Consider the following 23,484-nt stretch of genomic DNA (forward strand, 5'->3'; position numbering starts at 1 on the left):
GGCCGGTGGTCGGGCCCACCCGGCCCCGGACGAGCAGGTAGTAGACGGCTCCGGCGATCGGACCGCCCAGCAGGGACACTCCCGTGCACGGGAGACGGGCCACCGCCGTCATCGGGGCCGTGGGCGTCAGCCGGTGAACTCCTTGGCGACCACCTCGGCGATCTGCGCCGTGTTCAGCGCGGCGCCCTTGCGCAGGTTGTCCCCGCACAGGAACAGGTCGAGGGACTTCGGGTCGTCCAGCGACCGGCGGATCCGGCCGACCCAGGTCGGGTCGGTGCCCACGACGTCGGCCGGGGTCGGGAACTCCCCCTTGGCCGGGTCGTCCTGGACCACGACGCCCTCGGCGGAGCGGAGCAGCTCGCGGGCGGCGTCGGCGGTGACCTCCTCGGCGAAGGTGGCGTGCACGGCCAGCGAGTGGGTGGTGATCACCGGGACGCGCACACAGGTCGCGGAGACGCGCAGGTCGGGCAGGCCCAGGATCTTGCGGGACTCGTTGCGGACCTTCAGCTCCTCCGAGGCCCAGCCGTCCTCCTTGAGCGAACCCGCCCACGGCACGACGTTGTAGGCCAGCGGCGCCGGGAACGGACCCAGCTCGCCGGCGGCGGCGCGCACGTCGCCCGCCTTCTCGGCGATGCCGCGGTCCGCGCTGACCTTGGCCATCTGGTCGCGCAGGGTGTCGATGCCCTCCTGGCCCGCGCCGGAGGCGGCCTGGTAGGAAGCGACCACCAGGTCGGTGACGCCGAAGGCGCGGTGCAGCGCGCCGATCGCGACGATCATCGACAGCGTGGTGCAGTTGGGGTTGCTGATGATGCCGCGCGGACGGTTGCGGACCTGGTCCGCGTTGACCTCGGGCACGACGAGCGGAACGTCGGGGTCCATGCGGAAGGCGCCGGAGTTGTCCACGGCGATCGCACCGCGGGCGGCGGCGATCGGCGCCCACTCCTTGGACACCTCGTCCGGGACGTCGAACATGGCCACGTCGACGCCGTCGAAGACCTCGGGGGCCAGGGCCCGCACGACGACGTCCTCGCCGCGTACGCTCAGCACCTTGCCCGCGCTGCGCGGGGAGGCGATCAGGCGGATCTCGCCCCAGACGTTCTCCCGCTGGGTGAGGATGTCGAGCATGACGGTGCCGACGGCGCCGGTGGCCCCGACGATGGCCAGGGTGGGAAGACGGTTGCTCATCGGCCGGTACCTCCGTAGACGACAGCCTCGACCTGGTCGGCGTCGAGCTGGAACTCACTGTGCGCGGCCTGGACGGCCGCGTCGATCTGGGACTCCTCGACGATCACCGAGATGCGGATCTCCGAGGTGGAGATCATCTCGATGTTGGTGCCGGAGCCGGCGACCGCGTCGAAGAAGCGGGCGGTGACGCCCGGGTAGGAGCGCATGCCCGCCCCGATCAGCGAGACCTTGCCGATCTTGTCGTCGTAGCGCAGGGACTCGAAGCCGACCTTGTCCTGCACCTTCTTCAGCGAGGAGACGGCGGTCTTGCCCGACTCCTTCGGGACGGTGAAGGAGATGTCGGTACGGGAGGTGGAGACCGCCGACACGTTCTGCACGATCATGTCGATGTTGATCTCGGCGTCGGCGAGCGCCTTGAAGATCGTGGCGGCCTCGCCCACCTTGTCCGGCACGCCGACGACGGTGATCTTGGCTTCGCTCCGGTCGTGGGAGACCCCGGAGATGATCGGCTGTTCCATGCCTTCGCTTTCCTCGACTTCCGAGACGACCCAGGTCCCGGGCTTCTGGCTGAACGACGAACGGACGTGCAGGGGGATGTTGTAGCGCCGCGCGTACTCCACGCACCGCAGGTGCAGGATCTTGGTCCCGCACGCGGCCATCTCCAGCATCTCCTCGTAGGAGACCTGCGGGATGCGCTGGGCGGAGGGGACGATGCGCGGGTCGGCGGTGAAGACCCCGTCCACGTCGCTGTAGATCTCGCAGGCGTCGGCCTCCAGGGCCGCGGCCAGCGCGACCGCCGTGGTGTCGGAGCCGCCGCGCCCGAGGGAGGTGATGTCCTTGGTGTCCTGGGAGACGCCCTGGAACCCGGCGACGATGCAGATCGCGCCCTCGTCCACGGCCTCCTGGATCCGCCCCGGAGTCACGTCGATGATCTTCGCGTTGCCGTGCAGCGACGTGGTGATGACACCGGCCTGCGAACCGGTGAAGGACCGGGCCTCGTACCCCAGGTTCTCGATGGCCATCGCCACGAGGGCCATGGACATCCGCTCACCCGCGGTCACGAGCATGTCGAGCTCGCGCGCCGGCGGCATCGGGGAGACCTGTTCGGCCAGGTCCAGCAGCTCGTCGGTCGTGTCGCCCATGGCAGACACGACGACGACGACGTCATATCCCGCCTTTTTCTGAGCGACGATCCGCTGGGCTACTCGCTTGATGGCTTCCGCGTCAGCCACGGAAGACCCACCGTACTTCTGCACGATTAGGGCCACGATCGATGCTCCTGAGGAGTTGGGATCAAGTCAACAGACAATTGGAGTGTAGCCAGCCGCGTTCGCCAAACCCGGTCCGACCTGCGACGGGAGCGCGCGGCGACTTGACACGCCAGCACTCGGGCCTACCCCGAGAACCGGAGGTTACTCGTGTTTCGGTCGGATTACGGACGAATGTGAGCTAGAACTCGAGGCTGCGACGGCCCTCGAAGGCACGTCCCAGCGTCACCTCGTCGGCGTACTCGAGGTCGCCGCCGACCGGAAGGCCACTGGCCAGCCGCGTCACTTTCAGACCCATCGGTTTGACCAGCCGCGCCAGGTAGGTCGCGGTGGCCTCCCCCTCCAGGTTGGGGTCGGTCGCCAGGATCAGTTCGGTGACCTGGCCGTCCGCCAGACGGGTCATGAGTTCCTTGACGCGCAGGTCGTCGGGGCCGACGCCCTCGATGGGGCTGATCGCGCCGCCGAGCACGTGGTAGCGCCCGCGGAACTCGCGGGTGCGCTCGATGGCGACGACGTCCTTGGACTCCTCGACGACGCAGATGACGGCGCTGTCACGGCGCGCGTCACGGCAGATACGGCACTGCTCCTCCTCGGCGACGTTGCCGCACACGGAGCAGAAGCGCACCCTCTCCTTCACCTCGACCAACGCGTTGGCGAGGCGTCGGACGTCCGCGTTCTCCGCGGACAGCAGGTGGAAGGCGATACGCTGCGCGCTTTTCGGACCGACGCCGGGCAGCCGCCCGAGCTCGTCGATCAGATTCTGTACCGCGCCTTCGTACATCGCCTACCCACTCGGTCGGACCGCGTTCTCGGGGGCGGTCCGTCACCCCGTACGACCACCGTATCCGGAGCGGCGACCCGCCGCGTACGCGGCGGTGCCGCCCTCGGGTCGCGAGGGGTGGCCCGGAACCCCTAGAAGCCCGGCAGCCCGGGGATGCCGCCGCCACCGGGCATCCCGCCCATGCCCTGGGCGAGCGGGCCCATCTTCTCCTGCTGGAGCCGCTCGACCTGGGCCTCGGCGTCACGGATGGCCGCGAGCACGAGGTCGGCGATGGTCTGGGCGGTCTCCTCGGCGTCGTCCGGGTCCACGGCCCCGGGGTCGACGGTGATGTCCTCGACCTGCCCGCGCCCGTTCAGCTTGACCTGGACCAGGCCGCCGCCGGACGTCCCCTCGACCTCGGCCTCGTCGAGCGCCTGCTGGGCCTCGACCAACTGCTGCTGCATCTGCTGGGCCTGCTGGAGCAGGGCCTGCATGTCCATTCCGCCAGGGTTCACGGCCGCCTCCTCGTCGCACTCGTGGTGCGGGACTTCGCTTGTCGTGTCGCTCTCGCTGTGAGACTAACCGGTCGTCCTCCGGTGTGGGGCGTCCCCGACCCGGCGGCCGCCCGCTCCGGGGCGTCGTCGCGACGGGCTCCGTCGATCACCGTGTCGAGCGCCGTCAGGCTCCGCTGGAGCCGGTCGATCGAGGCCGCGATGCGCTCGCGCTCCTCACACAGGTTCGTGAGGAGGTCGGGCGCCGGGTCACCGCGCTCCTGGGCGTAGATGCAGGGCAGCAGCTCGTAGATGGTGCCGCTGCTCAGGCCCGCCGCGAACAGGCACTGGATGCGTTCGACGCGCTCGGGCGCGAGCGGCCCGTACTCGCGGTGCCCGCCGGGTGTGCGGGTGGACGCCAGCAGCCCCTGCTCCTCGTAGTACCGCAGCGACCGGGGGCTGACCCCCGTGAGCCGCGCCAGTTCACCGATCCGCATCACACCTCCACCACGTGATGTGCGCCACAAACACTTGAATCTCACATCCATGTCAAATTCTAGCCTCGTCCCATGAACACGACCACGACGACGGCCGACGCCGCCACCGCGCACCCGTCCGCAACGACCGACCACCCGCTGCTCACCCCGTACGCGCTCCCTTCCCTGACCCTGCCGAACCGGGTCGTCATGGCGCCGATGACACGGCTGCGCGCCGACCGGAACGGCGTCCCCCAGCCGCTCATGGCCACCTACTACACCCAGCGCTCCGGCGCGGGGCTCATCGTCACCGAGGGCGTCGCCCCGAGCCTCACCGGCCAGCAGTTCCTCACCCAGCCGGGGTTGTTCACCGAGGAGCAGGTGGCCGGGTGGCGGACGGTCACCGACGCCGTCCACGCGGGAACCGACGGAGAACGGGGGAGAACCACGCCGAAGGCGTCCGTCGAGGATGGCGGCCCGTCCCACGGCGCGAAGCGCTCCCACGGGCGACCGGGCGGGCGGATCTTCGCCCAGATCATGCACGCCGGACGCAACGGGCACCCCCTCAACCGGCCGGACGGGGGCGCCCCGCTGGCGCCCTCGGTGGTGCCGACCACGGCACCGGTGCACACGCTCGACGGCAAGGTCGCACCGGTCGCGCCGCGTGCGATGACCCTCGACGAGGTGCGCGCCGCCGTCGCCGACCACGCCGAGGCCGCCCGCGCCGCGATCCGCGCCGGGTTCGACGGCGTGGAGATCCACGGCGCCAACAGCTACCTGCCGCACCAGTTCCTCGCCGACAACACCAACCTGCGCACCGACCGCTACGGCGGCGACGTCACCGGGCGGATCCGGTTCGCGGTCGAGGTCGTCGAGGCGGTGGCCGACGCGGTCGGCGCCGAGCGGGTGGGCCTGCGGATCTCCCCCGGCAACCCGCAGTTCGAGATGGTCGAGCACGACCCGGCCCCCGTCTACCGGGCACTGCTGGCCGCGATCGACCCTCTGGGCCTGGCCTACCTGCACGTCACCGACGACCCCGACTACCCGGCGCTGGACGACCTGCGCCCCCGCTGGAGCTCCACGCTCGTCGGCAACACCGGCGAACACGAGGTGACCACCGTCGAGGGCGCGGCGCGCCTGATCGGTGCGGGCCGCGCCGACCTGGTGTCGGTCGGCCGCCCCTTCATCGCCACGCCCGACCTCGTCGAACGGATCGCCGCCGGGGTGCCGTGGTCGCCCGACCGGGAGCCCGAGCTGCACTACGCCTCGGGGCCCCGCGGATACGTCGACTACCCGCGCCACGGTGAGCGGCGGCCCGTTGACCAGCGCGGAACCGAGGGCGAAGAGTAGCCCTTGCGTCACTGTCGGTTGAAAGACCGCGCTGCGGGGCACAAACGTCCCGTTGGTGTCCCGACGGCACCACCGGCATCACCGACAGTCACGGGGGACGACGTGTTGACCGCCAGGGAGCGCCACGCGGCTCTGATCGAGGCGATGATCGCGGACGGCACACTGACCGATCCCGCGCTCATCGACACCTTCCGTGCCGTCCCCCGGCACCGCTTCATCCCCGAGTCCGGCGCCCTGACCCCGCGCGGGACCCCGCTCAGCGCCGCCACCAACCCGGAACTGTGGCTCGCCGCCGTCTACACCGACAACGCCATCGGCACCCGGTTCGAGGGGGCGGACCTCCCCCGGCAGCGCGGCGCCCGGGAACAGCCGTCGAAGCCGGGGAGGTCCGCCACCTCCTCCAGTTCCGCGCCGACGGTGCTGGCGCGCATGCTGGAGCTGGCCGACCTCGCCAACGGCCAGCACGTCCTGGAGGTCGGGACCGGGACCGGGTGGAACACGGCCCTGCTCGCCCACCGCCTGGGCGACCGCGCGGTCACCAGCCTGGAGATCGACCCCCGGGTCGCCGCGGCGGCGCGCGGGACGCTGCGCGCCGAGGGCTACACCCCCGATGTCAAGCACGCCGACGGGTACGAGGGGTGGCCGCCCCGCGCCCCCTACGACCGGATCACCTCTCCCTGCGGAGTGCGGCGCCTTCCCCCCGCCTGGGCACGACAGGTGCGTCCGGGCGGGCTGGTCGTCTGCCCGTGGGGCCTGCTGGAGGGGGCCGGGGTGATCGTCCGGTTGGAGAGCGCGGAGGACGGGTCCCTGACCGGGACCTTCCACGGCGGGGTGGGGTTCGTCCCGCTGCGCGTGCCGGGGCCGTCCGTCCCGCCGGTGCGGGACTCCGGGCAGCAGCCGGACGAGTACCGGCTCACCCAGGTCGACCCGCTGGCGCCGCTGACGGCGTTCGCGTCCGCGTTCGTGCTGTCGGTGCTGGTGCCGGACTGGCGGGTGCGGCGGCGGTGGATCGGCACGGGGTCGGGCGTGTGGGTGTGCGACCGGGCGGGGGAGTCGTGGGTGCGGGTGTACCCCTACGGCACCTCGTGGATGATCGAGCAGGGCGGGCCGCGGAGCATCTGGGACGAGTTCGAGGACGCCCTCGCGGAGTGGGAGCGGCTGGACCGGCCGGAGCCGGAGCGGTTCGGGCTCCTCGTGGACGCCGAGGGCGGGCACCGGGTGTGGTTGGACGCACCCGACGGGCCGGGATGGGAGGTGTGACCGCGCTCCGTTCCGGGGAACGCGGTCACGGACGGGGACGGGGCAGCGACCTCACGGTCACGCCCCGTCCCCGTCCCCCTTCTCCTTCTCGTTCTTCTCCCTGAGCTTGCGCAGGAGTTCGCTCCTCTGGTCCTGGGCCTGGGCGCTGGGGCCGCTCGCACCGTCCTTGGACTTTCCGCGCAGCGCGCCGCGCGAGACGGTCTTGCGCTGGCCGCCCAGTCCGAGAAGGTTGTCGCCGTTCCTGGCCATGGGCTCTCCTCTCCCTCACCGCGGGACCCGGGGTCCCGCCTCCGTACTCGGTCCCTAGAAGAGTAACCAGAAACAAGACGAGACGTCTCGTTCTTTTTTGCGGCTACCGTGGAGCCCATGGACACCCCCAAGGACGAGACCGGGGAGAGGCGGGCGCCCGACCCCCGGCGCCGCAGTGAGCGCGCACGGCGCGCCATCCTCGACGCCGCCGCCGAGCTCATCGACGAGGTCGGCTACGCGAAGCTGACGATGGACGCGATCGCCGCCAGGGCGAGGGTCGGCAAGCAGACCATCTACCGCTGGTGGCCCTCCAAGGCCGTCGTGGTCCTCGACGTGTTCGAGCGGATGACGGGCGCCCCGGGCACCCCGCTGCCGGACACCGGTGACCTGGCCGCCGACCTGCGGGCGGTGCTGCACGCCACGGTCGACGAGTTCACCACGCCCGAGACCGACCGCGTCGCGCGCGCCTTCACGGCCGAGATCCAGCACGACCCCGAACTCGCCGCGACCGTGGACGAACGGCTGACGCGACCGAACGACGAGGTCTTCCGGGAACGGCTGCGCGCCGCGCGGGACGCGGGCCAGCTCGACCCGGACCTGGACCTGGACATCGCGTTGGAGCTGGTCACCGCCCCGATCGCGCGACGGTGGCTGATGCGCACGGCACCGCTCACCCACGCGTACGTGGACGAACTCCTGGACGCGGCGCTGCGGGCCATCGGTCCGCGTTGAGGGTGTCCCGCCCCACCGCGCAGCGGCGGGTGGGTCAGTCGGCCGGAGCCTCGTGCTCGATCTCCTCGATGACGCGACCGCCCAGCTCGGACTCGATGAGCGAGGCGCCGGCCCCCGAAGAGTCCTCCGGCGATCCGCCGTTGGCGGGCTTCGCGGCGGGCTTCGCGGCGGGCTTCGCGGCGGGCTTGGCGACGGTCTTCTGGGCGGGCTCCGGTACCGATCGGCGTGCGGGCTCCGGGGCGGGGTTCCCGTACTCCGGCGGGGGCGCGGCCGAAGCGTCCTCGAAGGGGTCCGGCGGCGGCTCCTGGAGACCGGTGACGATCCTGTCCGGCGGCGGACCAGCGGGAGCGGTCGACTCGGGCGCCGGAGCCGGTTCCGGGCGCTCGGGCTCCTGGCGCGCGGGCTCGGACCGGGCGGGCTGCGGCGCGGGCGGGTCCCAGCCGGTGGGCTCGACCGGACGGGGCGCGGGCTCGGGACGCCGTGCCGCTCCGCCTCCCTGACCCGATCCGGCGGCCGCCACGCGGACCTCGACGCCGAGGACCTGCTGGACGGAGTCGGCGACCACCTGGTCGCTGCCGCTGTTGGCGAACCCCTTGGCCTCGTTGGGCCGGTTGAAGCCCAGCAGGATGGTGTTGCCCTCCACCCCGACCGGACGGACGTCGCTGCCGCTGAGGACCATCCAGGTGAACCGGCGACGGCCCTTGACCACCTCCAGGATCTGACCCCAGGCACCCTGGACGCGGCCCAGGTCCAGCGATCCGCCGGAGGACGGCTGGGCGGACGCGGGGCGCGGCGCGGGGTCGGGAGTCGTTCGCCGCGGTGGCGCGGACCAGTCGTCCGGCTCCGCGGCGGCGCGGGGCGCGGGGTCGGGTGCGGCCGGGCGCGTCGGAGGCGTGGGGTCCGGGGCGGCCTGGGGCGCCGGAGCGGGCCTTTCCGCCGGGGCCGGTGCGGGCGCCGCGGGGACCGGCGCGGGCGGAGCCGCCTGTGGGGCGGCCGGAGCCACGGGCCCCGAGGAGACGCGTCGCTCCATCTGCTCCAGACGGGCCAGGAGGGCGGCGCTCTCGGCTCCGTCGGTCCCCGGCAGCAGGACCCGCGAGCACATGAGCTCCAGGAGCAGGCGCGGAGCGGTGGCGCCGCGCATGTCGGTCAGGCCCTGGTTGAGGATCTCGGCGGCCCTGGTGAGCTCGGCCGGTCCCAGGCGGGCGGCCTGCTCCCGCATCCGCTCGGCGGCCTCCGGGTCGGCGTTGATCAGACCCTTGTCCAGGGCGTCGGGGACCGCCGCCAGGATGACCAGGTCGCGGAACCGCTCCAGCAGATCGGTCGTGAACCTGCGGGGGTCGTGACCGCCCTCGACGACGCGGTCGATGAGGGAGAACACGGCGGCGCCGTCGCGGGCGCCGAGCGCGTCGACCATGTCGCCGAGCAGGCTGGAGTCGGTGTAGCCGAGCAGGGAGACGGCGCCCTCGCGGGTGATGCCCTCCTCGCCCGAACCGGCGATGAGCTGGTCGAGCACGGAGAGACCGTCACGGGCGGAACCGGCGCCGGCGCGCACGACCAGCGGCAGCGCGGCCGGGTCGTAGGGGATCCCCTCCTCCTTGAGCAGGTCCTCGAACAGCTCCTTGAGGGTGCTCGGCGGGATGAGTCGGAAGGGGTAGTGGTGGGTGCGCGACCGGATCGTCCCGATGACCTTCTCGGGTTCGGTCGTGGCGAAGACGAACTTCAGGTGCGGTGGGGGCTCCTCGACGAGCTTGAGCAGCGCGTTGAAACCCTCGCGGGTCACCATGTGCGCCTCGTCGATGATGTAGATCTTGTAGCGCGAGCTGACCGGGGCGAAGAAGGCACGTTCGCGCAGGTCGCGGGCGTCGTCGACGCCACCGTGGGAGGCGGCGTCGATCTCGATGACGTCGATGCTGCCGCCGCCGTCGGGGGCGAGGGCCACGCAGGAGTCACAGGCGCCGCAGGGGTCGGGGGTGGGGCCCTCGACGCAGTTCAGGGAGCGCGCCAGGATGCGGGCGCTGGTCGTCTTGCCGCAGCCGCGCGGACCGCTGAAGAGGTAGGCGTGGTTGATCCGGCCGCTGCGCAGCGCCTGGCGCAGCGGATCGGTCACGTGTTCCTGTCCGCGCACCTCACCGAACGTCGCCGGACGGTACTTGCGGTACAGCGCGATGCTCACGGTGTGATCACTCCCCTGGTCCCTGCCACGGGTCCATTCAACCCGCACGCGGCGACAACTCGGACGGGATCGTGGAAAGCCGGGGGCTCGTCCGGGCCCGGAGACAGAAAAGGACCCCCCGCGCACCCGCCAGAGCCTACTTATCCTTGCTGCCTTCCGGCCCTGGGGAGGTTCATAGGATGACGCCGCACGAGGGGTCTGCTCCGAGTGTATCCGAACCCCCGGGTGCCCGGGCAACCCTCCGCCCGCCCTCGAAACCCGTTCGAACCACCTCCCGCGAACCTGTAGAGTTGTTCGCGGAGGATTCGCCTAGTGGCCTAGGGCGCACGCTTGGAAAGCGTGTTGGGAGCAATCCCTCAGGGGTTCGAATCCCCTATCCTCCGCCACGGCTAGCTGCCAGAACGAAGCCCCGGAGCGCTCAGCGCCCCGGGGCTTCGTCGTTCGTGGTCTCAGTCGGCCGCCCCCGGGCCTCCAGCCGTCCCCTTCGCGCCGCTTCTTCCTCCTTGCTCGACAGCATCGCCGCCCTTGACGGGTTTCAGCGTCTCTGACTGCCTGGAGAGGCTGATGTGCTTTCGTCACCACGGTGGGAGAACCACGATGGAACACGAGGAATACTGGCGGCTCATCGAGATCGAGCGGCGCGGCATCGCCGACCTGCTCGACGAGCTGGACGAGGAGCAGTTGGACAGCCCCTCGCTCTGCGCGGGCTGGCGGATTCGTGACGTGGCCGCTCACCTGGCCTACGTGACCGACCCGCCCTCCCCTCTCCGCATGGCCGCGGCCGCCCTGCGCGTCGGAGGGAGCTTCCACAGGCTCAACCACGGCTCCGCGGTCGAACTCGCCGACAGGTTGGGCTCCGGCCTGGCCGACCACCTGCGCCGACAGGCTGGGTCACGGCGCCTCCCGGCGGTGACCAACCACCGCAACACCCTCTTCGACGTCCTCGTCCACGGCCAGGACATCGCCATACCCCTCGACATCCCCCGGACGATGCCCGTCGATGCCGCTCGGGCGGGCGCCGATCAGGTCTGGTCCATCGGCTTCCCGTTCTCGGCGCGCAAGCGGATGCGGGGGCTCCGGTTCACCGCCGAGGACACGGACTGGACCGTGGGTGAGGGAGCCGAGGTACGCGGCCCCGTCCAGGCGCTGCTCATGGCCCTCACGGGACGTACCGTGTGCCTCGACCAGCTGAGCGGCCCCGGTGCGCCCGCGGTCGCGGACCGGCTCACCGGAGCGCACTCCGCCCTTCCCTGAGGAACGAGCCCGCACCCGACCCCCGCAGCCGGATCGCCGTCCCCGCGACCCCCGGTCGCGGCGCGGTACCGCTCGAAGTCCGCTCCCCCTCCCGAACGGGCCCAGGGTCGTCTCCGGGCTCAGCCAGCCGCCCCCGGGCCTCCAGCCGCCCCGTCACGACGACGAAACGGCTGCGGGGCCAGGGTGGTCCACACCCGGAGGAGCCATTCGAGGGGGCCGTAGGGGTGGTGACGCAGCCACCAGCGACTCACCACGGCCTGCGCGGCGAACAGCGCGAGGGCGATCACCACGGTTCCCAGCGGCGAGACCCGGCCGACGAGCGCCGCCCCGTATCCGGTGAACAGCAGGGCGCACACGAGGGACTGCCCGAGGTAGTGGGTGAGCGCCATGCGTCCGGGCGGCGCGAGCGCGTCCGTGAGCCTGGAGCCGTACCGGCCCGAGAACATCCGCAGGACGGTCGCGGCGTAGGCTGCGGCCAGCAGCGGGGCCGTGACCACGTCGACGCCCAGGGCGAGCACCTGGTAGGCGCCGCCCGGGTGTGCGAGGGACGCGTGAGCGTAGACGAGGCCGCCGGCCAGGCCCACCGTGAAGCCGACCCACTGGAGGCGGACGAGCGTCCGACCGTGCGCGAGAGGCTCCGCCAGGACGCGTCGCCGCCCCGCCGCGAGACCGAACAGGAACGCGGCCAACGCCGAGGGCGCCTGGAAGAACACGAGCAGGAACAGGACGTCGGGCAGCTCCGCCAGGTGGGCGCCGACGACCGACGCGGCGTCGCCCCGCAGCGCCTCGGCGGCCCCCGCGGCGGTCTCGGCCGCGGCCGGGTCCACACCCGCACCGCCCGCGGCGTGGAGCCCGAGGGCGATCAGGGCGTACGCGGCGCCGACGACCGCCAGGAGCACGACGGCGACGGCCGTGGCCATGCGCGGACGCAGGCGCCGCAGCGTGAGCAGGACGACGCCGAGCACCGCGTAGGTGGTGAGGATGTCGCCGGGGAAGAGCACCACCGCGTGGACCGCACCCAGGACGAACAGGCCGCTCAGGCGCCGTAGGAACCGGGGGACGAAGCGGGCGCCGCGCCGCTCGGCCGAGTCCATCTGGAGCGTGAAGCTGTAGCCGAACAGGAAGGAGAACAGGAGGAAGAACTTGGCCTCGAAGAACACCGCCACGACCGCGCGGACCGCCTGGTCCAGGGGGCTCCGGAAGGCGGGGTCCTCGATCCCGCTGCCGTGGTAGGCGGAGGCCAGGTAGCCGATGTTGACGATCAGGATGCCCAGCAGCGCGAAGCCGCGCAGGGCGTCGACCTGGGGGATCCGTGCGGTCGCGCGGTCGCGGCGCTCTGCGGTCGGCGGGGCCGTACGCCCCTGGTCTGGTACGGGCCCGTGGGTCATCCCGCACACCTCCAAGAACTATCAGATTCAGAACGAACGTTTTTATAATGAACGTAGTAAGATAGATAGCACAAGGGGGTGCGCCGTCACGCCGCCCCAGCCGACACGACGGACCCCGGAACCGCACGATGAACGCGACGAGCCCCACGCCGGAGGACGCCTCCTGGCCCCCGATCCCCACCCGCCTGCTCGTGCACGCCCTCGTCCGCGGGGACGGCACCGTCGACGCGGGCGAGCTCTACTCGGTCGCCGGCCTGCTCGGCATGACCGACCAGCAGGTCCGGCTCTGCGTCAAGCGCCTGGTGAAGGAGGGCCGGTTCACCCACGAGGGCCGGGGGCGCAAGGCCGTGCTGCGCGCCACCCCCGACGCGACGGGCGCCCTCGACCCCGACGTCGGATTCGTCCGCCACGCCTACCGTCAGGACCGCGGGCTCGCCCCCTGGGACGGGGTCTGGCGCCTCTTCGCCTTCGCCGTGCCCGAGTCCCTCAGGACCGCCCGGGACGCGCTGCGCGACACACTCCTCCACCTCGGGTCCGCGCCCCTCCAGGGCGGCCTCTACGTCTGCGCGAACGCGATCACACCGCTGGTCGAGATCCGCGCCCGCGAACTCGGTGTCCTCAGCACGCTCACTCACCTGACCAGCACGGACCTGCGCGTCGGAGAGCTCACCGACCCGACCGCCCTGGCCGCCGCCCTGTGGCCGCTCGACGAGATCTCGGCCCGGCACGTGCGCCTGGCCGACCTCGCCCGCGCCTGCCTCGCACGGCTCGACGCCCCGGAGGCGCTCACCGGCCCCGAGCGGTTGACCATGGCCGTGCGCCTGGCGGCGGCCTTCACGGAGGCCATGGAGCCCGACCCCCTCCTGCCGCCGGAGCTGCTTCCCCGTCCCTGGGCCGGCGCGGAGGCGCGCCGTCTGGCGGCCGCGTGCTGGTCCGCGCTCGCCGAGGCGGACGCCCCAGGCGGCCCCCCGTCCTCCGGCCCCCGCCTGTTCGCGCTGTACGACGGCGTCATGGACGGCCCCGACGACGCGTGAGGTCCCCTCTCGCGGGTCCGCCCTCGAACCATTTTGCAACTTGTTGCATAATGTGATTCGGGTCGGCCGGACACCGACCCGCGACGCACCGCGCGAGGAGACCACATGAGCGAGTACCCGCACCTGCTGGCACCACTGGACCTGGGCTTCACCACCCTCCCCAACCGCGTGATCATGGGCTCCATGCACGTGGGTCTGGAGGAGGTCCCGGGCGGCTTCGAGCGGATGGCCGCCTTCTACGCCGAGCGCGCCCGGGGCGGCGTCGGCCTCATCATCACCGGTGGCATCTCCCCCAACGAGGAGGGCGTCACCTTCAAGGGCGCCGCCAAGCTCACCACCGAGGCCGAGGCCGACGAACACCGGGTGATCACCGAGGCCGTCCACCGCGAGGGCGGCCGGATCGCCATGCAGATCCTGCACACCGGCCGCTACGCCTTCAGCGAGGACTCCGTCGCGCCGAGCGCGATCCAGGCGCCGATCAGCCCCTTCACCCCGCGCGAGCTGACCGACGAGGACGTCGAGCGCACCATCGACGACTTCGCCCGCGCCGCCGAACTCGCCAGGAGCGCCGGATACGACGGCGTCGAGATCATGGGCTCCGAGGGCTACCTCATCAACCAGTTCATCGTGTCCGCGACCAACAGACGCGAGGACCGGTGGGGCGGCTCCTACGAGAACCGCACGCGCTTCCCCCTGGAGATCGTGCGCCGCGTCCGCGAGCGCGTCGGCCCCGACTTCATCGTCGTCTACCGCCTGTCCATGCTCGACCTCGTGCCCGGCGGCTCCACGTTCGACGAGGTCGTCCAGCTCGCCAAGGCGGTCGAGGAGGCCGGGGCGACCATCATCAACACCGGCATCGGCTGGCACGAGGCCCGCATCCCCACCATCGCCACCTCCGTCCCGCGCGGCGCCTACAGCTGGGTGACCCGCAAGCTCATGGGCGAGGTCTCCCTCCCCCTGGTCGCCGTCAACCGGATCAACACCCCGGCGGTCGCCGAGGAGATCATCGCCGACGGCCACGCCGACATGGTCTCCCTCGCCCGTCCCCTCCTCGCCGACCCCGACTTCGTCAACAAGGCCGAGGCGGGCGCCCCCGAGGAGATCAACACCTGCATCGGCTGCAACCAGGCCTGCCTGGACCACACCTTCAGCCTCAAGATCACCTCCTGCCTCGTGAACCCCCGGGCCTGCCACGAGACCGAACTCGTCCTCTCCCCCACCCGCACCCGCAAGAACGTGGCCGTGGTCGGCGCCGGCCCCGCCGGGCTCGCCTTCTCCGTGTCCGCCGCCGAGCGCGGGCACACGGTCACCCTCTTCGACGCGGCCGACGAGATCGGCGGCCAGCTCAACATGGCCCGCCGGGTGCCCGGCAAGGAGGAGTTCGACGAGACCCTCCGCTACTACCGTGTGCAGCTCGCCAAGCACGGCGTGGACGTGCGGCTCAAGACCCGCGTCACCGCCGCCGACCTCGACGGGTACGACGAGATCGTGCTGGCCACCGGCGTCACCCCCCGCACCCCCGAGATGCCCGGCATCGACCACCCGAAGGTGGTCAGCTACGTCGACGTCCTGCGGGGCGAGGCGGCCGTCGGCGACCGTGTCGCGATCATCGGCGCGGGCGGCATCGGCTTCGACGTCGCGGAGTTCCTCACCGACGGCGGAGAGAAGGCCAGCCTGGACCCCGACGAGTTCTTCCGCCAGTGGGGCGTGGACACCGACCACACCACCCCCGGCGGCCTCACCGAGCCCACGCGCCCCGCACCGCCCCGCACCGTCCACCTCCTCCAGCGCAAGACCAGCAAGGTCGGCGCAGGACTCGGCAAGACCACCGGGTGGATCCACCGCCTCGAACTGCGTCACCGGGGCGTGGAGATGGTCGCGGGCGCCGGCTACGACCGCGTCGACGACGAGGGCCTGCACCTGACCGTCGACGGTGAGAGCCGCGTGCTCGACGTGGACACCGTCGTGGTCTGCGCGGGCCAGGACCCCCGCCGCGACCTCGCCGACGAGCTGACCGCCGCCGGGCGCCAGGCGCACCTGATCGGCGGCGCCGACGTGGCCGCCGAGCTGGACGCCAAGCGTGCGATCAAGCAGGGCACGGAGCTGGCCGCCGCCCTGTGAGCCGAACCTAGAATGTGCTCATGTCCCTGCCCCACGCGATCCTCACCGCCCTGCTGGAGAAGCCGTCCTCCGGGCTGGACCTCACCCACCGGTTCGACCGGTCGATCGGGTACTTCTGGTCCGCGACGCACCAGCAGATCTACCGCGAGCTGGGCAAGCTGGAGAAGGCGGGACTGATCCGGGCGCTGCCCTCCGACACCCCGGCCCGGGGCAAGCGCAAGACCTACGAGGTGCTGCCGACCGGCCGCACCGAGCTGGCGCGCTGGGTGGACGAGTCGGAGGACCCCCGACCGATCCGCGATCCCCTGCCGCTGCGACTGCGCGCGGCGGGGGTCGTGGGGGTCGGAGGGCTCGTGGCGGAGCTGCGCCGCCACCGGGACCTGCACTCCGCCCAGTTGGAGGAGTACCGGGGGATCGAGAAGCGCGACGCGGCCCGGGAGCGGGGCACGGACCGGGACCGCGTGCAGCGCCTGGTCCTCAGGGCGGGGATCGACATGGAGACCTTCTGGGTCGGCTGGCTGGACGAGGCGATCGAGGAGCTGGAGGGTCTCGACGGCGCGCCGGGCTGACCCGGCAGCGACGGTCGCCGGTCCCCGGTCGACCAAAGTCGCCTGCGACGCGCGCCGGAGCTTCCCCGAACAGGCATGAAAAAAGCCGCCCCCGGCGCTGCCGGGGACGGCTGGTGGCGGTGGAGGAGGGATTTGAACCCTCGAAGGGTTGCCCCTTACCCGCTTTCGAGGCGGGCGCCATCGGCCACTAGGCGACTCCACCGAGAGGCACTCTACCGGATGCGGCGCCGTGCGAAAAACCGGGAGAGGAGTTCGGCGCACCTTTCGGCGACGTCCTCGCTGACCAGATCCGGTGGAAGGACCTCAGGACGGTGGTTGAGCCGGGGGTCGCGCACCACGTCCCACACCGATCCGACCGCTCCCGCCTTCGCGTCCCTCGCCCCGAACACCAGGCGGTCCACCCGCGACAGCACCACCGCGCCCGCGCACATCAGGCACGGCTCCAGCGTCACCGCCAGCGTGCAGTCGGTCAGCCGCCACTCACCGCGCGCCCGCGCCGCCGCGCGCAACGCCAGCACCTCGGCGTGGGCCGTGGGGTCCCCGGTCGCCTCGCGCTCGTTGCGACCCGTGCCCAGGACCGTGCCGTCGGCGTCCAGCACGACCGCGCCCACGGGCACGTCGCCCGTCTCCAGAGCCCGCTCGCCCTCCTCGATCGCGAGCCCCAGGGCGGCGTCCGCGGCCTCCCGGTCGATCACCCGGTCACAGCCTCATACCGTCGAGGAGGTCCGAGAATCCGGCGCGCTCGGCCACGACGGCCAACACGTCGCTGGGCAGGACGCCCCCGCCGGTCGACAGCGAGCGGAGTTCGTCCCCGGTCACGCCGAGGTCGGTGAGCAGGTCCCCGTCCCCGGTCGGCACGGGGTTGGGCCGCGCCCCCGCGCTCTCCGCGGGCTGGGGCGCACCGAGGGCGCCCGCCTCGGACAGCAGCCCCGCGAGCGGATGGTCGTGCACCACGCGGGCGTCGGACAGGTAGACACGGGGCTCGCCGCTCTCCTCGGCCCGCACGATGGCGAACCACTCGTCGTCGGCCTCCACGAGCAGGAGGGACACATCGCTCCCCCGCTCGACGGCGAAGTCGATCATCAGGTCGGTGACGTCGTCGATCACGTCCACCGTCCCGAGATCGACCTCGGTTCCCCGCCACGCCTTCCCGTTGGGAGCGAAGACAGCTGCGAAGGTCGACACCGCGTGCCCTCCTGTTCTCCGTGGCCGTTCTCCAGCTCTCCCTACCCCATACCGTCCAGTACACGCTGGAAGGACTGGGCGAATCCCAACCGCTCGGACACGCTGGCCAGCACCTCGTCGGGATACAGGTCGAGATCGCCGGCGAGGGCGCCGAGCTCCATCTCGTCCAGCCCGAGGTCCGCGACGATCGACAGGTCCCCGGCGGGCAGCACCTGGTCGAGGTCGTCGTCATCGGGGAGGTCGATGTCCAGGTAGTCGAGCACGTCCCTGGCGACCTGCCAGTCCACGGACGCGGTCACGTCCGAGAGGAAGAGGGAGACCTCCTCGCCGTAGACCCGGACGATGATGAAGAAGTCGTCCCCGACCGCCACCAGCCCGAGGGAGCCGCTGATGCTGGGCTGCTGCCGCAGCGCGTGGATGAGACCCTTGAGGTCGTGGGTGAGGGCCACCGGGAGCAGGTCGACGTCCCAACAGTCCTCTTCCCTGTACGCGACGGCCGCGAAGTCACCCGAGTCGTCGTCGCCATGATCGAGCACTGTCATCGTCACCCCAACCCGGCCGGTGTATCGGTGCGGGCGAAGGAACACCTGATCGCCCGTGCGAGTGCCATGGTAACGATCACCGCCGTTCCGGGGTCGCCCTTGTCACCCGTCAACGCGCCCCACGTTCTCACGACTCGCGCGTGCCCGAGCCCACACCGTCGGGATCGGCCGCCTTCCGGGCCGGATCGGGCTCGTGGAACGCCACGGCGGAGACCTCGGCGCCCCGGGCACGGGTGGTACACACGGTTAGACTCGGGCTGGCCGAAACCTCCCCAGCCACCGTCCCGTTATCCCAGCTCATCCGGAGAACGCTTTGGAAACCCTGGTCGTCGACCACCCCTTGGTCGCGCACAAACTGACCACCCTGCGCGACGTGCGGACCGACTCCCCGACCTTCCGACGCCTGACCGACGAGTTGGTGACCCTGCTCGCCTACGAGGCGACGCGGGACGTGCGCGTGACCGACGTCACCATCCAGACCCCGCTCGTGGAGACCACGGGCACCCAGCTGACGCGCCCCACCCCGCTCGTCGTGCCCATCCTGCGGGCCGGCCTGGGCATGCTCGACGGCATGACCCGTCTGCTGCCGACGGCCGAGGTGGGCTTCCTGGGCATGGCCCGTGACGAGGAGACGCTCCAGCCCGCCACGTACGCCGACCGCCTCCCGCAGGACCTGTCGGGCCGCCAGTGCTACGTGCTCGACCCGATGCTGGCCACCGGCGGCACCCTGGCGGCGGCGCTCAAGCTCCTGGTCGAGCGCGGCGCCGACCACATCACCGCGATCTGCCTGCTCGCCGCGCCCGAGGGGCTCACGGCGGTGGAGCGCAAGCTGACCGAAACCCTGGACCCCGACCACGGCGCGACCCTGCGCGTGGTGACGGCCGCAGTGGACGAGCGCCTCAACGAGAACGGCTTCATCCTCCCTGGCCTGGGCGATGCCGGAGACCGGCTGTACGGCTGCTCCTGACTCCGGCCACACCCGACACAGCAGGTGTCAGCGCCCTACCGCACCCCCGGTAGGGCGCTTTTTGGTTCTTTTCGGTATGGAGTGAATGAACAGCCGAAAATCGGGCAGAGACCCAGAGGATCCCCGCACCGACCCTGGCGGCGGCCAGGACGGACGCAACCGACGACACGGCTTTGCACCACCCGAATTCATTTCGAGACGGGAACGTAACAGATGAGAGTGATCATGGTTCCTGACTGCCCGTAACCCGCGTGAACCGTCAGCCCGAAACCACCCCATACCGGGTATGGTCCACCGATATCCCCTCGTGTCCGCCCGCTTTCGACGGACGGTTCAGGCTTCCCTCGGACGACTACCCAAAGCCCCCGAGCGACCACGCTTCGCCATCCACCCCACGGCCTCGAAGGAGTGAGATGCCCAAGACTCCCGCCTCCACCACCTCGTTCTCCCCGGACCCGAGCTTCGGCCCCGTCGTCAACCGGCTGACGACGGAGTTCTCGGGCGTGCACCACGGCTCGACCGTGACCCGGTGCGTGGACGCGGCCAGACACGGAGCCGAGGACGTCACCGGCTCGGCCACCCCCGACCTCGTGGAGCGGATCGCCCGGCAGCACCTCCAGGTCCTGGCCCTGGCCTTCGCCGAACGGCGCTAGTCGACCTCCGGAGGCGACGACGGGACCGGCACGACGGTCGGAGGCCGACCGCCGTGAGTGGTGGACCGGGCGGGAGGGTCCCCGTTCCCCCATCCCGTCCCACCGACCACTCCAGTTACGGACCGTCAACCCCAGGGTTACCAACACCACCGGAACCGGACAGAGCCGGTAAGTGTCGAATGGCCGACATACCGCCACGCCGAGGGTGCGCCCCAGGCTTTACGGGCATCACCGTCAATGGAAGAATCACTGCTGGGTTGGTGGGTCAGGTGGATTCCAAGGGGAGTCAGTCGTGGCGAAGTTGAAGAAATGGGGCGGCTACGCGCTCATCGGTTTCGTGGCGTTTTATCTGCTCACGCAGCCGGAAAGCGCCGCTGGAGTGATCCAGAGCGCCCTGGGCGGCCTGATGGGCGGCGCGGAGTCGATGTCCCGCTTCGTCAACGCACTGCTGCCGTAGTGGGGAGTTGGGTCCGGTTCCATGCGGCTCGTAGCGTCGAGTAATAGCGCTCCTGCGTCGGTCAACCGCTACCTCCTGCCCCATGAGCAGGACGTCGTGACGATCAGACGCCACCCCGCGGTCCTCATCGGCCCGGTCGGAGCGGTCCTCGGAGCGCTGATCGCCGCGGGGATCCTCAGCAACACGCAGATCGCGGACAACAGCGCGGCACTGGCGATCATCTGGTGGCTGTGGCTGTTGGTGGTCGTGTGGTTCGTCTGGCGGGTCGCCGAGTGGTCGGTGGACTACTTCGTCATCACCTCGGCACGCCTGCTGCTCACGACGGGCCTGATCACCCGGCAGGTCAACATGATGCCGCTGGGCAAGGTCACCGACATGAGGTTCGAGCGGACCCTGCTGGGGCGCTTCCTCGGGTACGGCACCTTCGTGATGGAGTCGGCCGGCCAGGACCAGGCGCTGAGCAAGATCAACTTCATTCCGTACCCGGAGCAGCTCTACCTGGAGGTCGTGGGGCTCATCTTCAAGGAGTAGCCCCGCCGCCGACGTGAGTGTGGCACCCGCCGCGACGGCGGGTGCCACTCGTGCTTCCCGGACCGCCCGCCGCTGCCGCTCCGGCGATCGGGAACCCCCTCCAGCGCGGGCGTTCGGGTGTTGTTCACCTTCCGTTCACCTTGCCCCGGGGCCACAGTCCCCTATCTCACACCGCCACCGGCGCCCGCCCGCGCCACCCTCTCCGACCTGGGCGTTCCTCGGCGAGCGCGGCGCGGACAGGGGCTCGACGCGGACACCCGGACCTTCCTCGCGCCTCCACGCAAGGAAAATGGATTGACTATTAGGTGAACATAGAGTTAACTTTACTCATCAGACACGGAAACGAGGAGGGTTTCATGGCACGCAGGACCGAACGTGCGCCGCGCCTCGCTCGCTCCACGACCGACCGCCGACGCACGCGCACCGCGCCCGGGACCCGACGCCGCCTGACGGGCGACGCCGTCTGCCTCCCGCAGCCGCGCGAGGACGCCGACAGCACGCGATCGCACCACCCGATCACGCACTGGGTGATGGTCACCGACGAGAACGGCCGGTCCCGCCCCGAGGCGCGCTGGCTCTGACGAGCCGCCCCGAGGGCCTCGGCGGACCGACCCGCCGACCGGAGAGCACGCGAAGGGCCGCCCCGCGGGGCGGCCCTTCGTCGTCGCCGGGGCACCCCGGCGACACCGGACACCGCCCCTCCCGTGCCTCCACGCCTCTCGCACACCGCACTGTCGACAAATCGGCATAGCCATTAACGGAGATTCTTCTGTCCGTAAGTGGGGCCGCAGGAGCATCCAGCGGGTGACACCGGTCTCACTCCCCTGGCGTTGACACTTGACGAGACGAGACGTATCGTCTTGTGGCATGAGGCTGTACTTCTTCCTGTGATCCCGCGCCCGACGCCCACGTTCCGAGCATCCACGCCCGCTGTCCAGCGGTGCGGCTCCGTCGGCGTCGTCGCACCGCGGTCGACCGGGGAAGCCTCGACGATCCCGTCTCCTCGGACCCGCGCGCCTGCCGTCAGCGTGCGCGCCGGTCCGAAAACCTCGTCACACGGGCACCCCCCACCGATCCGCGGCCCCGTCCCACCCGGCACGCTCCACGGATCAGGAGGCCCTTCGTGTTCACCGCCCCACGCCCAGCCACGTCCCAGCTCCAGCTCACCGAGATCACCAAGCGGTACGGCGACCGCGTCGTCCTCGACCGCGCCGACCTCACCGTCAGCCCCGGCGAACGCGTCGGCGTCATCGGTGACAACGGATCCGGCAAGAGCACACTGCTGCGCCTGCTCGCCGGAGAGGAGGCCCCCTCCAACGGCGAGCTCACCGTCAGCGCCCCCGGCGGCGTCGGCTATCTGCCGCAGACCCTCGACGGGGTCTCCGGCGGGGTCCTGACCGGCACCGTCGCGGACGCCGTCGACTCCGCCCTCGCGCCACTGCGCGACCTGGAGTCACGGATCCGCGAGGCCGAGGCCGTCCTCGGCTCCGCCACCCCCGGCGAACTGGCGTCCTACGGCGACCTGGTCGCCGAGTTCGAGGCGCGCGGCGGCTACGACGCCGACGCCCGCGTCGACGCGGGTCTGCACGGTCTCGGCCTGCCCGGCCTGGACCGCGACCGCCCGCTGCGCACGCTCTCCGGCGGAGAGCGCTCCCGGTTGGCACTGGCCGCGATGTTGGCGGCCTCGCCCGAACTGCTCCTGCTCGACGAGCCCACCAACGATCTCGACGACCGCGCGGTCGCCTGGTTGGAGGAGCGGCTCCGACGGCACCGCGGCACGGTGGTCGCCGTCACCCACGACCGGGCCTTCCTCGCCCGGGTGACCACCACCGTCCTGGAGGTCGACCACGACACCCGCCGGATCCGCCGGTACGGCGACGGGTACGACGGGTTCCTCGCGGCGAAGGCCGCCGCCAGGGCCCGGTGGATCCGCGAGTACGAGGAGTGGAAGAGGGACGTCGCACGTCAGCGGCGGCTGGCGGACGTCAACGCCCAGCGCCTCGACGGCATCCCGCGCAGGATGGCCAAGGCCGCCTTCGGGCACGGCGCGTTCAGACTCCGCGGTCGCGACCACGGGGCACGGAGCCGGATCCGCATCGCCAAGGAGCGTCTGCACCGGCTGACGGAGGACCCGGTGGCCCCGCCGCCGGTACCGCTCCGGATGAGCGCCGACTTCGCGGCCGCGGACACCGCCGCCGAGACCGTCGACGCGCCCGCCGCGGTGTTGGAGGGGGTCACCGTCGGCCATCGGATCCACGTGCCCCGCCTGGCGGTGACCCGGGGGGAGCGCGTCCTGGTCACCGGCCCGAACGGGGCGGGCAAGTCCACGCTCCTGCGCCTGCTCGCCGGAGAGCTGACCCCCGACTCGGGCTCCGTGACCGTGCCCGGGCGCGTCGGCCACCTGCGGCAGGACGAGGGTCTGCCACCGGGGACCGGAACGGTCCTGGAGGCCTACGCCTCCGGGCGACCCGGTCATCCGGACGACCACCGGGACGAACTGGCCTCGCTCGGCCTCTTCCGACCGGAGGAACTGGACCGGCCGGTGGCCGTGCTCTCGGTCGGCCAGCGGCGGCGGATCGAGGTGGCCCGGCTGACCTCGGGCGCCCACGACCTGCTGCTCCTGGACGAACCCACCAACCACCTGTCCCCCGGACTGGTGGAGGAGCTGGAGGAGGCGCTGTCCCGGTACACCGGGGCGCTGGTGATCGTCACCCACGACCGCCGCGCGCGGTCGCGGTTCTCCGGCCGTCACCTGGAGCTCCACGAAGGGATGGTGACCCGCGATTCTCACTGTGCGTAGTGTCGACGTAGCTCTTTGTCGATAAATCGGCTTGACCAC

The 23,484-nt window shown here is 71.5% G+C and carries 23 protein-coding genes, 2 tRNA genes, 1 other RNA gene and 1 pseudogene; 14 read left to right on the forward strand and 13 right to left on the reverse strand.

What is annotated here, in order from left to right:
- Positions 1-126: 126 nt before the first annotated feature.
- From AB0I72_RS22980 to AB0I72_RS23000, 5 genes and pseudogenes are all read right to left on the reverse strand, one after another.
- The gene (locus AB0I72_RS22980; RefSeq protein ID WP_358572049.1) at positions 127-1,185 is read right to left on the reverse strand and encodes an aspartate-semialdehyde dehydrogenase; all 1,059 of its coding nucleotides are present in this window, start codon (positions 1,183-1,185) and stop codon (positions 127-129) included.
- Positions 1,182-2,453, reverse strand: a complete 1,272-nt coding sequence (locus AB0I72_RS22985; RefSeq protein ID WP_358572051.1) for an aspartate kinase — start codon at positions 2,451-2,453, stop codon at positions 1,182-1,184. Before AB0I72_RS22985 ends, AB0I72_RS22980 begins: the two co-directional genes overlap by 4 nt.
- Before the next feature lie 181 nt (positions 2,454-2,634).
- A complete protein-coding gene (recR, locus tag AB0I72_RS22990; RefSeq protein ID WP_358572053.1) occupies positions 2,635-3,234 on the reverse strand; it encodes a recombination mediator RecR in 600 nt (199 codons plus the stop codon).
- 131 nt (positions 3,235-3,365) lie between these two features.
- Entirely contained in the window at positions 3,366-3,713 is a 348-nt protein-coding gene (locus tag AB0I72_RS22995; RefSeq protein WP_358572288.1) for a YbaB/EbfC family nucleoid-associated protein, read from the reverse strand.
- Positions 3,714-3,871: 158 nt separating this feature from the next.
- A pseudogene (locus AB0I72_RS23000) lies at positions 3,872-4,201 on the reverse strand (MerR family transcriptional regulator); the annotation flags it as partial.
- A 72-nt stretch (positions 4,202-4,273) separates the two neighbouring features.
- On the opposite strand from AB0I72_RS23000, the gene AB0I72_RS23005 reads away from it, so the two are divergent.
- Both AB0I72_RS23005 and AB0I72_RS23010 read left to right on the forward strand, forming a co-directional pair.
- Positions 4,274-5,530 carry an alkene reductase gene (locus AB0I72_RS23005; protein WP_358572055.1) on the forward strand — a complete coding sequence of 419 codons (1,257 nt, stop codon included), beginning with the start codon at positions 4,274-4,276 and terminating at the stop codon, positions 5,528-5,530.
- Between the two features lie 105 nt (positions 5,531-5,635).
- Positions 5,636-6,790, forward strand: a complete 1,155-nt coding sequence (locus tag AB0I72_RS23010) for a methyltransferase domain-containing protein (protein WP_358572057.1) — start codon at positions 5,636-5,638, stop codon at positions 6,788-6,790.
- A 57-nt stretch (positions 6,791-6,847) separates the two neighbouring features.
- Here AB0I72_RS23010 and AB0I72_RS23015 read toward each other — a convergent pair whose 3' ends face one another.
- A complete protein-coding gene (locus AB0I72_RS23015) occupies positions 6,848-7,039 on the reverse strand; it encodes a DUF6243 family protein (RefSeq protein ID WP_358572059.1) in 192 nt (63 codons plus the stop codon).
- Between the two features lie 117 nt (positions 7,040-7,156).
- Here AB0I72_RS23015 and AB0I72_RS23020 point away from each other — a divergent pair, with 117 nt between their 5' ends.
- Positions 7,157-7,771 carry a TetR/AcrR family transcriptional regulator gene (locus AB0I72_RS23020; protein WP_358572061.1) on the forward strand — a complete coding sequence of 205 codons (615 nt, stop codon included), beginning with the start codon at positions 7,157-7,159 and terminating at the stop codon, positions 7,769-7,771.
- Between the two features lie 34 nt (positions 7,772-7,805).
- Here the strand turns inward: AB0I72_RS23020 and AB0I72_RS23025 are convergent, their stop codons facing one another.
- Positions 7,806-9,944: a DNA polymerase III subunit gamma and tau gene (locus AB0I72_RS23025; protein ID WP_358572063.1), complete on the reverse strand. Its 2,139-nt coding sequence runs from the start codon at positions 9,942-9,944 to the stop codon at positions 7,806-7,808.
- A 106-nt stretch (positions 9,945-10,050) separates the two neighbouring features.
- Positions 10,051-10,146, reverse strand: an RNA gene (gene ffs / locus AB0I72_RS23030) — signal recognition particle sRNA small type.
- Positions 10,147-10,242: 96 nt separating this feature from the next.
- On the opposite strand from ffs, the gene AB0I72_RS23035 reads away from it, so the two are divergent.
- A tRNA-Ser gene (locus AB0I72_RS23035) sits at positions 10,243-10,330 on the forward strand.
- Between the two features lie 211 nt (positions 10,331-10,541).
- Complete coding sequence (locus tag AB0I72_RS23040; protein ID WP_358572065.1) at positions 10,542-11,198, forward strand: maleylpyruvate isomerase family mycothiol-dependent enzyme; 657 nt, start codon at positions 10,542-10,544, stop codon at positions 11,196-11,198.
- Positions 11,199-11,317: 119 nt separating this feature from the next.
- Here the strand turns inward: AB0I72_RS23040 and AB0I72_RS23045 are convergent, their stop codons facing one another.
- A complete protein-coding gene (locus AB0I72_RS23045; RefSeq protein WP_358572067.1) occupies positions 11,318-12,586 on the reverse strand; it encodes a DUF418 domain-containing protein in 1,269 nt (422 codons plus the stop codon).
- Positions 12,587-12,714: 128 nt separating this feature from the next.
- On the opposite strand from AB0I72_RS23045, the gene AB0I72_RS23050 reads away from it, so the two are divergent.
- From AB0I72_RS23050 to AB0I72_RS23060, 3 genes are all read left to right on the forward strand, one after another.
- Complete coding sequence (locus AB0I72_RS23050; protein ID WP_358572069.1) at positions 12,715-13,620, forward strand: PaaX family transcriptional regulator C-terminal domain-containing protein; 906 nt, start codon at positions 12,715-12,717, stop codon at positions 13,618-13,620.
- 105 nt (positions 13,621-13,725) lie between these two features.
- Positions 13,726-15,741 (forward strand): NADPH-dependent 2,4-dienoyl-CoA reductase, encoded by a 2,016-nt coding sequence (locus AB0I72_RS23055; protein WP_358572071.1) that lies wholly within the window; start codon positions 13,726-13,728, stop codon positions 15,739-15,741.
- A gap of 20 nt (positions 15,742-15,761) precedes the next feature.
- Positions 15,762-16,310, forward strand: coding sequence for a PadR family transcriptional regulator (locus AB0I72_RS23060; RefSeq protein WP_358572073.1), 549 nt, complete (start codon positions 15,762-15,764; stop codon positions 16,308-16,310).
- Between the two features lie 114 nt (positions 16,311-16,424).
- Here the strand turns inward: AB0I72_RS23060 and AB0I72_RS23065 are convergent.
- The 4 genes from AB0I72_RS23065 to AB0I72_RS23080 all read right to left on the reverse strand — a co-directional run bounded on the left by AB0I72_RS23065 (position 16,425) and on the right by AB0I72_RS23080 (position 18,037).
- Positions 16,425-16,512 (reverse strand) — tRNA-Ser (locus tag AB0I72_RS23065).
- A 10-nt stretch (positions 16,513-16,522) separates the two neighbouring features.
- Positions 16,523-17,005: a tRNA adenosine(34) deaminase TadA gene (tadA, locus tag AB0I72_RS23070; RefSeq protein WP_358572075.1), complete on the reverse strand. Its 483-nt coding sequence runs from the start codon at positions 17,003-17,005 to the stop codon at positions 16,523-16,525.
- A 4-nt stretch (positions 17,006-17,009) separates the two neighbouring features.
- A complete protein-coding gene (locus tag AB0I72_RS23075) occupies positions 17,010-17,495 on the reverse strand; it encodes a tRNA adenosine deaminase-associated protein (protein ID WP_358572077.1) in 486 nt (161 codons plus the stop codon).
- A 41-nt stretch (positions 17,496-17,536) separates the two neighbouring features.
- Complete coding sequence (locus AB0I72_RS23080) at positions 17,537-18,037, reverse strand: tRNA adenosine deaminase-associated protein (RefSeq protein ID WP_075925907.1); 501 nt, start codon at positions 18,035-18,037, stop codon at positions 17,537-17,539.
- A gap of 313 nt (positions 18,038-18,350) precedes the next feature.
- On the opposite strand from AB0I72_RS23080, the gene upp reads away from it, so the two are divergent.
- From upp to AB0I72_RS23110, 6 genes are all read left to right on the forward strand, one after another.
- Positions 18,351-19,004 (forward strand): uracil phosphoribosyltransferase, encoded by a 654-nt coding sequence (gene upp, locus AB0I72_RS23085; RefSeq protein ID WP_358572080.1) that lies wholly within the window; start codon positions 18,351-18,353, stop codon positions 19,002-19,004.
- Between the two features lie 413 nt (positions 19,005-19,417).
- Positions 19,418-19,657 (forward strand): hypothetical protein, encoded by a 240-nt coding sequence (locus AB0I72_RS23090; protein WP_358572082.1) that lies wholly within the window; start codon positions 19,418-19,420, stop codon positions 19,655-19,657.
- 292 nt (positions 19,658-19,949) lie between these two features.
- Positions 19,950-20,114, forward strand: coding sequence for a hypothetical protein (locus AB0I72_RS23095; protein ID WP_170293704.1), 165 nt, complete (start codon positions 19,950-19,952; stop codon positions 20,112-20,114).
- Positions 20,115-20,135: 21 nt separating this feature from the next.
- Positions 20,136-20,645, forward strand: coding sequence for a PH domain-containing protein (locus AB0I72_RS23100; RefSeq protein ID WP_075925904.1), 510 nt, complete (start codon positions 20,136-20,138; stop codon positions 20,643-20,645).
- A gap of 356 nt (positions 20,646-21,001) precedes the next feature.
- Positions 21,002-21,226 carry a hypothetical protein gene (locus tag AB0I72_RS23105; RefSeq protein WP_358572085.1) on the forward strand — a complete coding sequence of 75 codons (225 nt, stop codon included), beginning with the start codon at positions 21,002-21,004 and terminating at the stop codon, positions 21,224-21,226.
- Positions 21,227-21,768: 542 nt separating this feature from the next.
- Complete coding sequence (locus AB0I72_RS23110) at positions 21,769-23,445, forward strand: TlrC/CarA/OleB/SrmB family ABC-F type ribosomal protection protein (RefSeq protein ID WP_358572087.1); 1,677 nt, start codon at positions 21,769-21,771, stop codon at positions 23,443-23,445.
- Positions 23,446-23,484 lie beyond the last annotated feature (39 nt).

It is taken from the genome of Nocardiopsis sp. NPDC049922 (assembly GCF_040660275.1).
Taxonomy (GTDB): domain Bacteria; phylum Actinomycetota; class Actinomycetes; order Streptosporangiales; family Streptosporangiaceae; genus Nocardiopsis.

Bases quoted from the DNA above. Each gene is read 5' to 3' on its own strand.
- AB0I72_RS22980 (WP_358572049.1), bottom strand. From the start codon at position 1,185: ATGAGCAACCGTCTTCCCACCCTGGCCATCGTCGGGGCCACCGGCGCC.
- AB0I72_RS23020 (WP_358572061.1), top strand. From the start codon at position 7,157: ATGGACACCCCCAAGGACGAGACCGGGGAGAGGCGGGCGCCCGACCCC.
- AB0I72_RS23100 (WP_075925904.1), top strand. From the start codon at position 20,136: ATGCGGCTCGTAGCGTCGAGTAATAGCGCTCCTGCGTCGGTCAACCGC.
- AB0I72_RS23045 (WP_358572067.1), bottom strand. From the start codon at position 12,586: ATGACCCACGGGCCCGTACCAGACCAGGGGCGTACGGCCCCGCCGACC.
- AB0I72_RS22995 (WP_358572288.1), bottom strand. From the start codon at position 3,713: ATGGACATGCAGGCCCTGCTCCAGCAGGCCCAGCAGATGCAGCAGCAG.
- AB0I72_RS23080 (WP_075925907.1), bottom strand. From the start codon at position 18,037: ATGACAGTGCTCGATCATGGCGACGACGACTCGGGTGACTTCGCGGCC.
- recR (WP_358572053.1), bottom strand. From the start codon at position 3,234: ATGTACGAAGGCGCGGTACAGAATCTGATCGACGAGCTCGGGCGGCTG.
- AB0I72_RS23040 (WP_358572065.1), top strand. From the start codon at position 10,542: ATGGAACACGAGGAATACTGGCGGCTCATCGAGATCGAGCGGCGCGGC.
- AB0I72_RS23055 (WP_358572071.1), top strand. From the start codon at position 13,726: ATGAGCGAGTACCCGCACCTGCTGGCACCACTGGACCTGGGCTTCACC.
- AB0I72_RS23050 (WP_358572069.1), top strand. From the start codon at position 12,715: ATGAACGCGACGAGCCCCACGCCGGAGGACGCCTCCTGGCCCCCGATC.
- AB0I72_RS23090 (WP_358572082.1), top strand. From the start codon at position 19,418: ATGCCCAAGACTCCCGCCTCCACCACCTCGTTCTCCCCGGACCCGAGC.
- AB0I72_RS23005 (WP_358572055.1), top strand. From the start codon at position 4,274: ATGAACACGACCACGACGACGGCCGACGCCGCCACCGCGCACCCGTCC.
- AB0I72_RS23105 (WP_358572085.1), top strand. From the start codon at position 21,002: ATGGCACGCAGGACCGAACGTGCGCCGCGCCTCGCTCGCTCCACGACC.
- AB0I72_RS23060 (WP_358572073.1), top strand. From the start codon at position 15,762: ATGTCCCTGCCCCACGCGATCCTCACCGCCCTGCTGGAGAAGCCGTCC.
- AB0I72_RS23015 (WP_358572059.1), bottom strand. From the start codon at position 7,039: ATGGCCAGGAACGGCGACAACCTTCTCGGACTGGGCGGCCAGCGCAAG.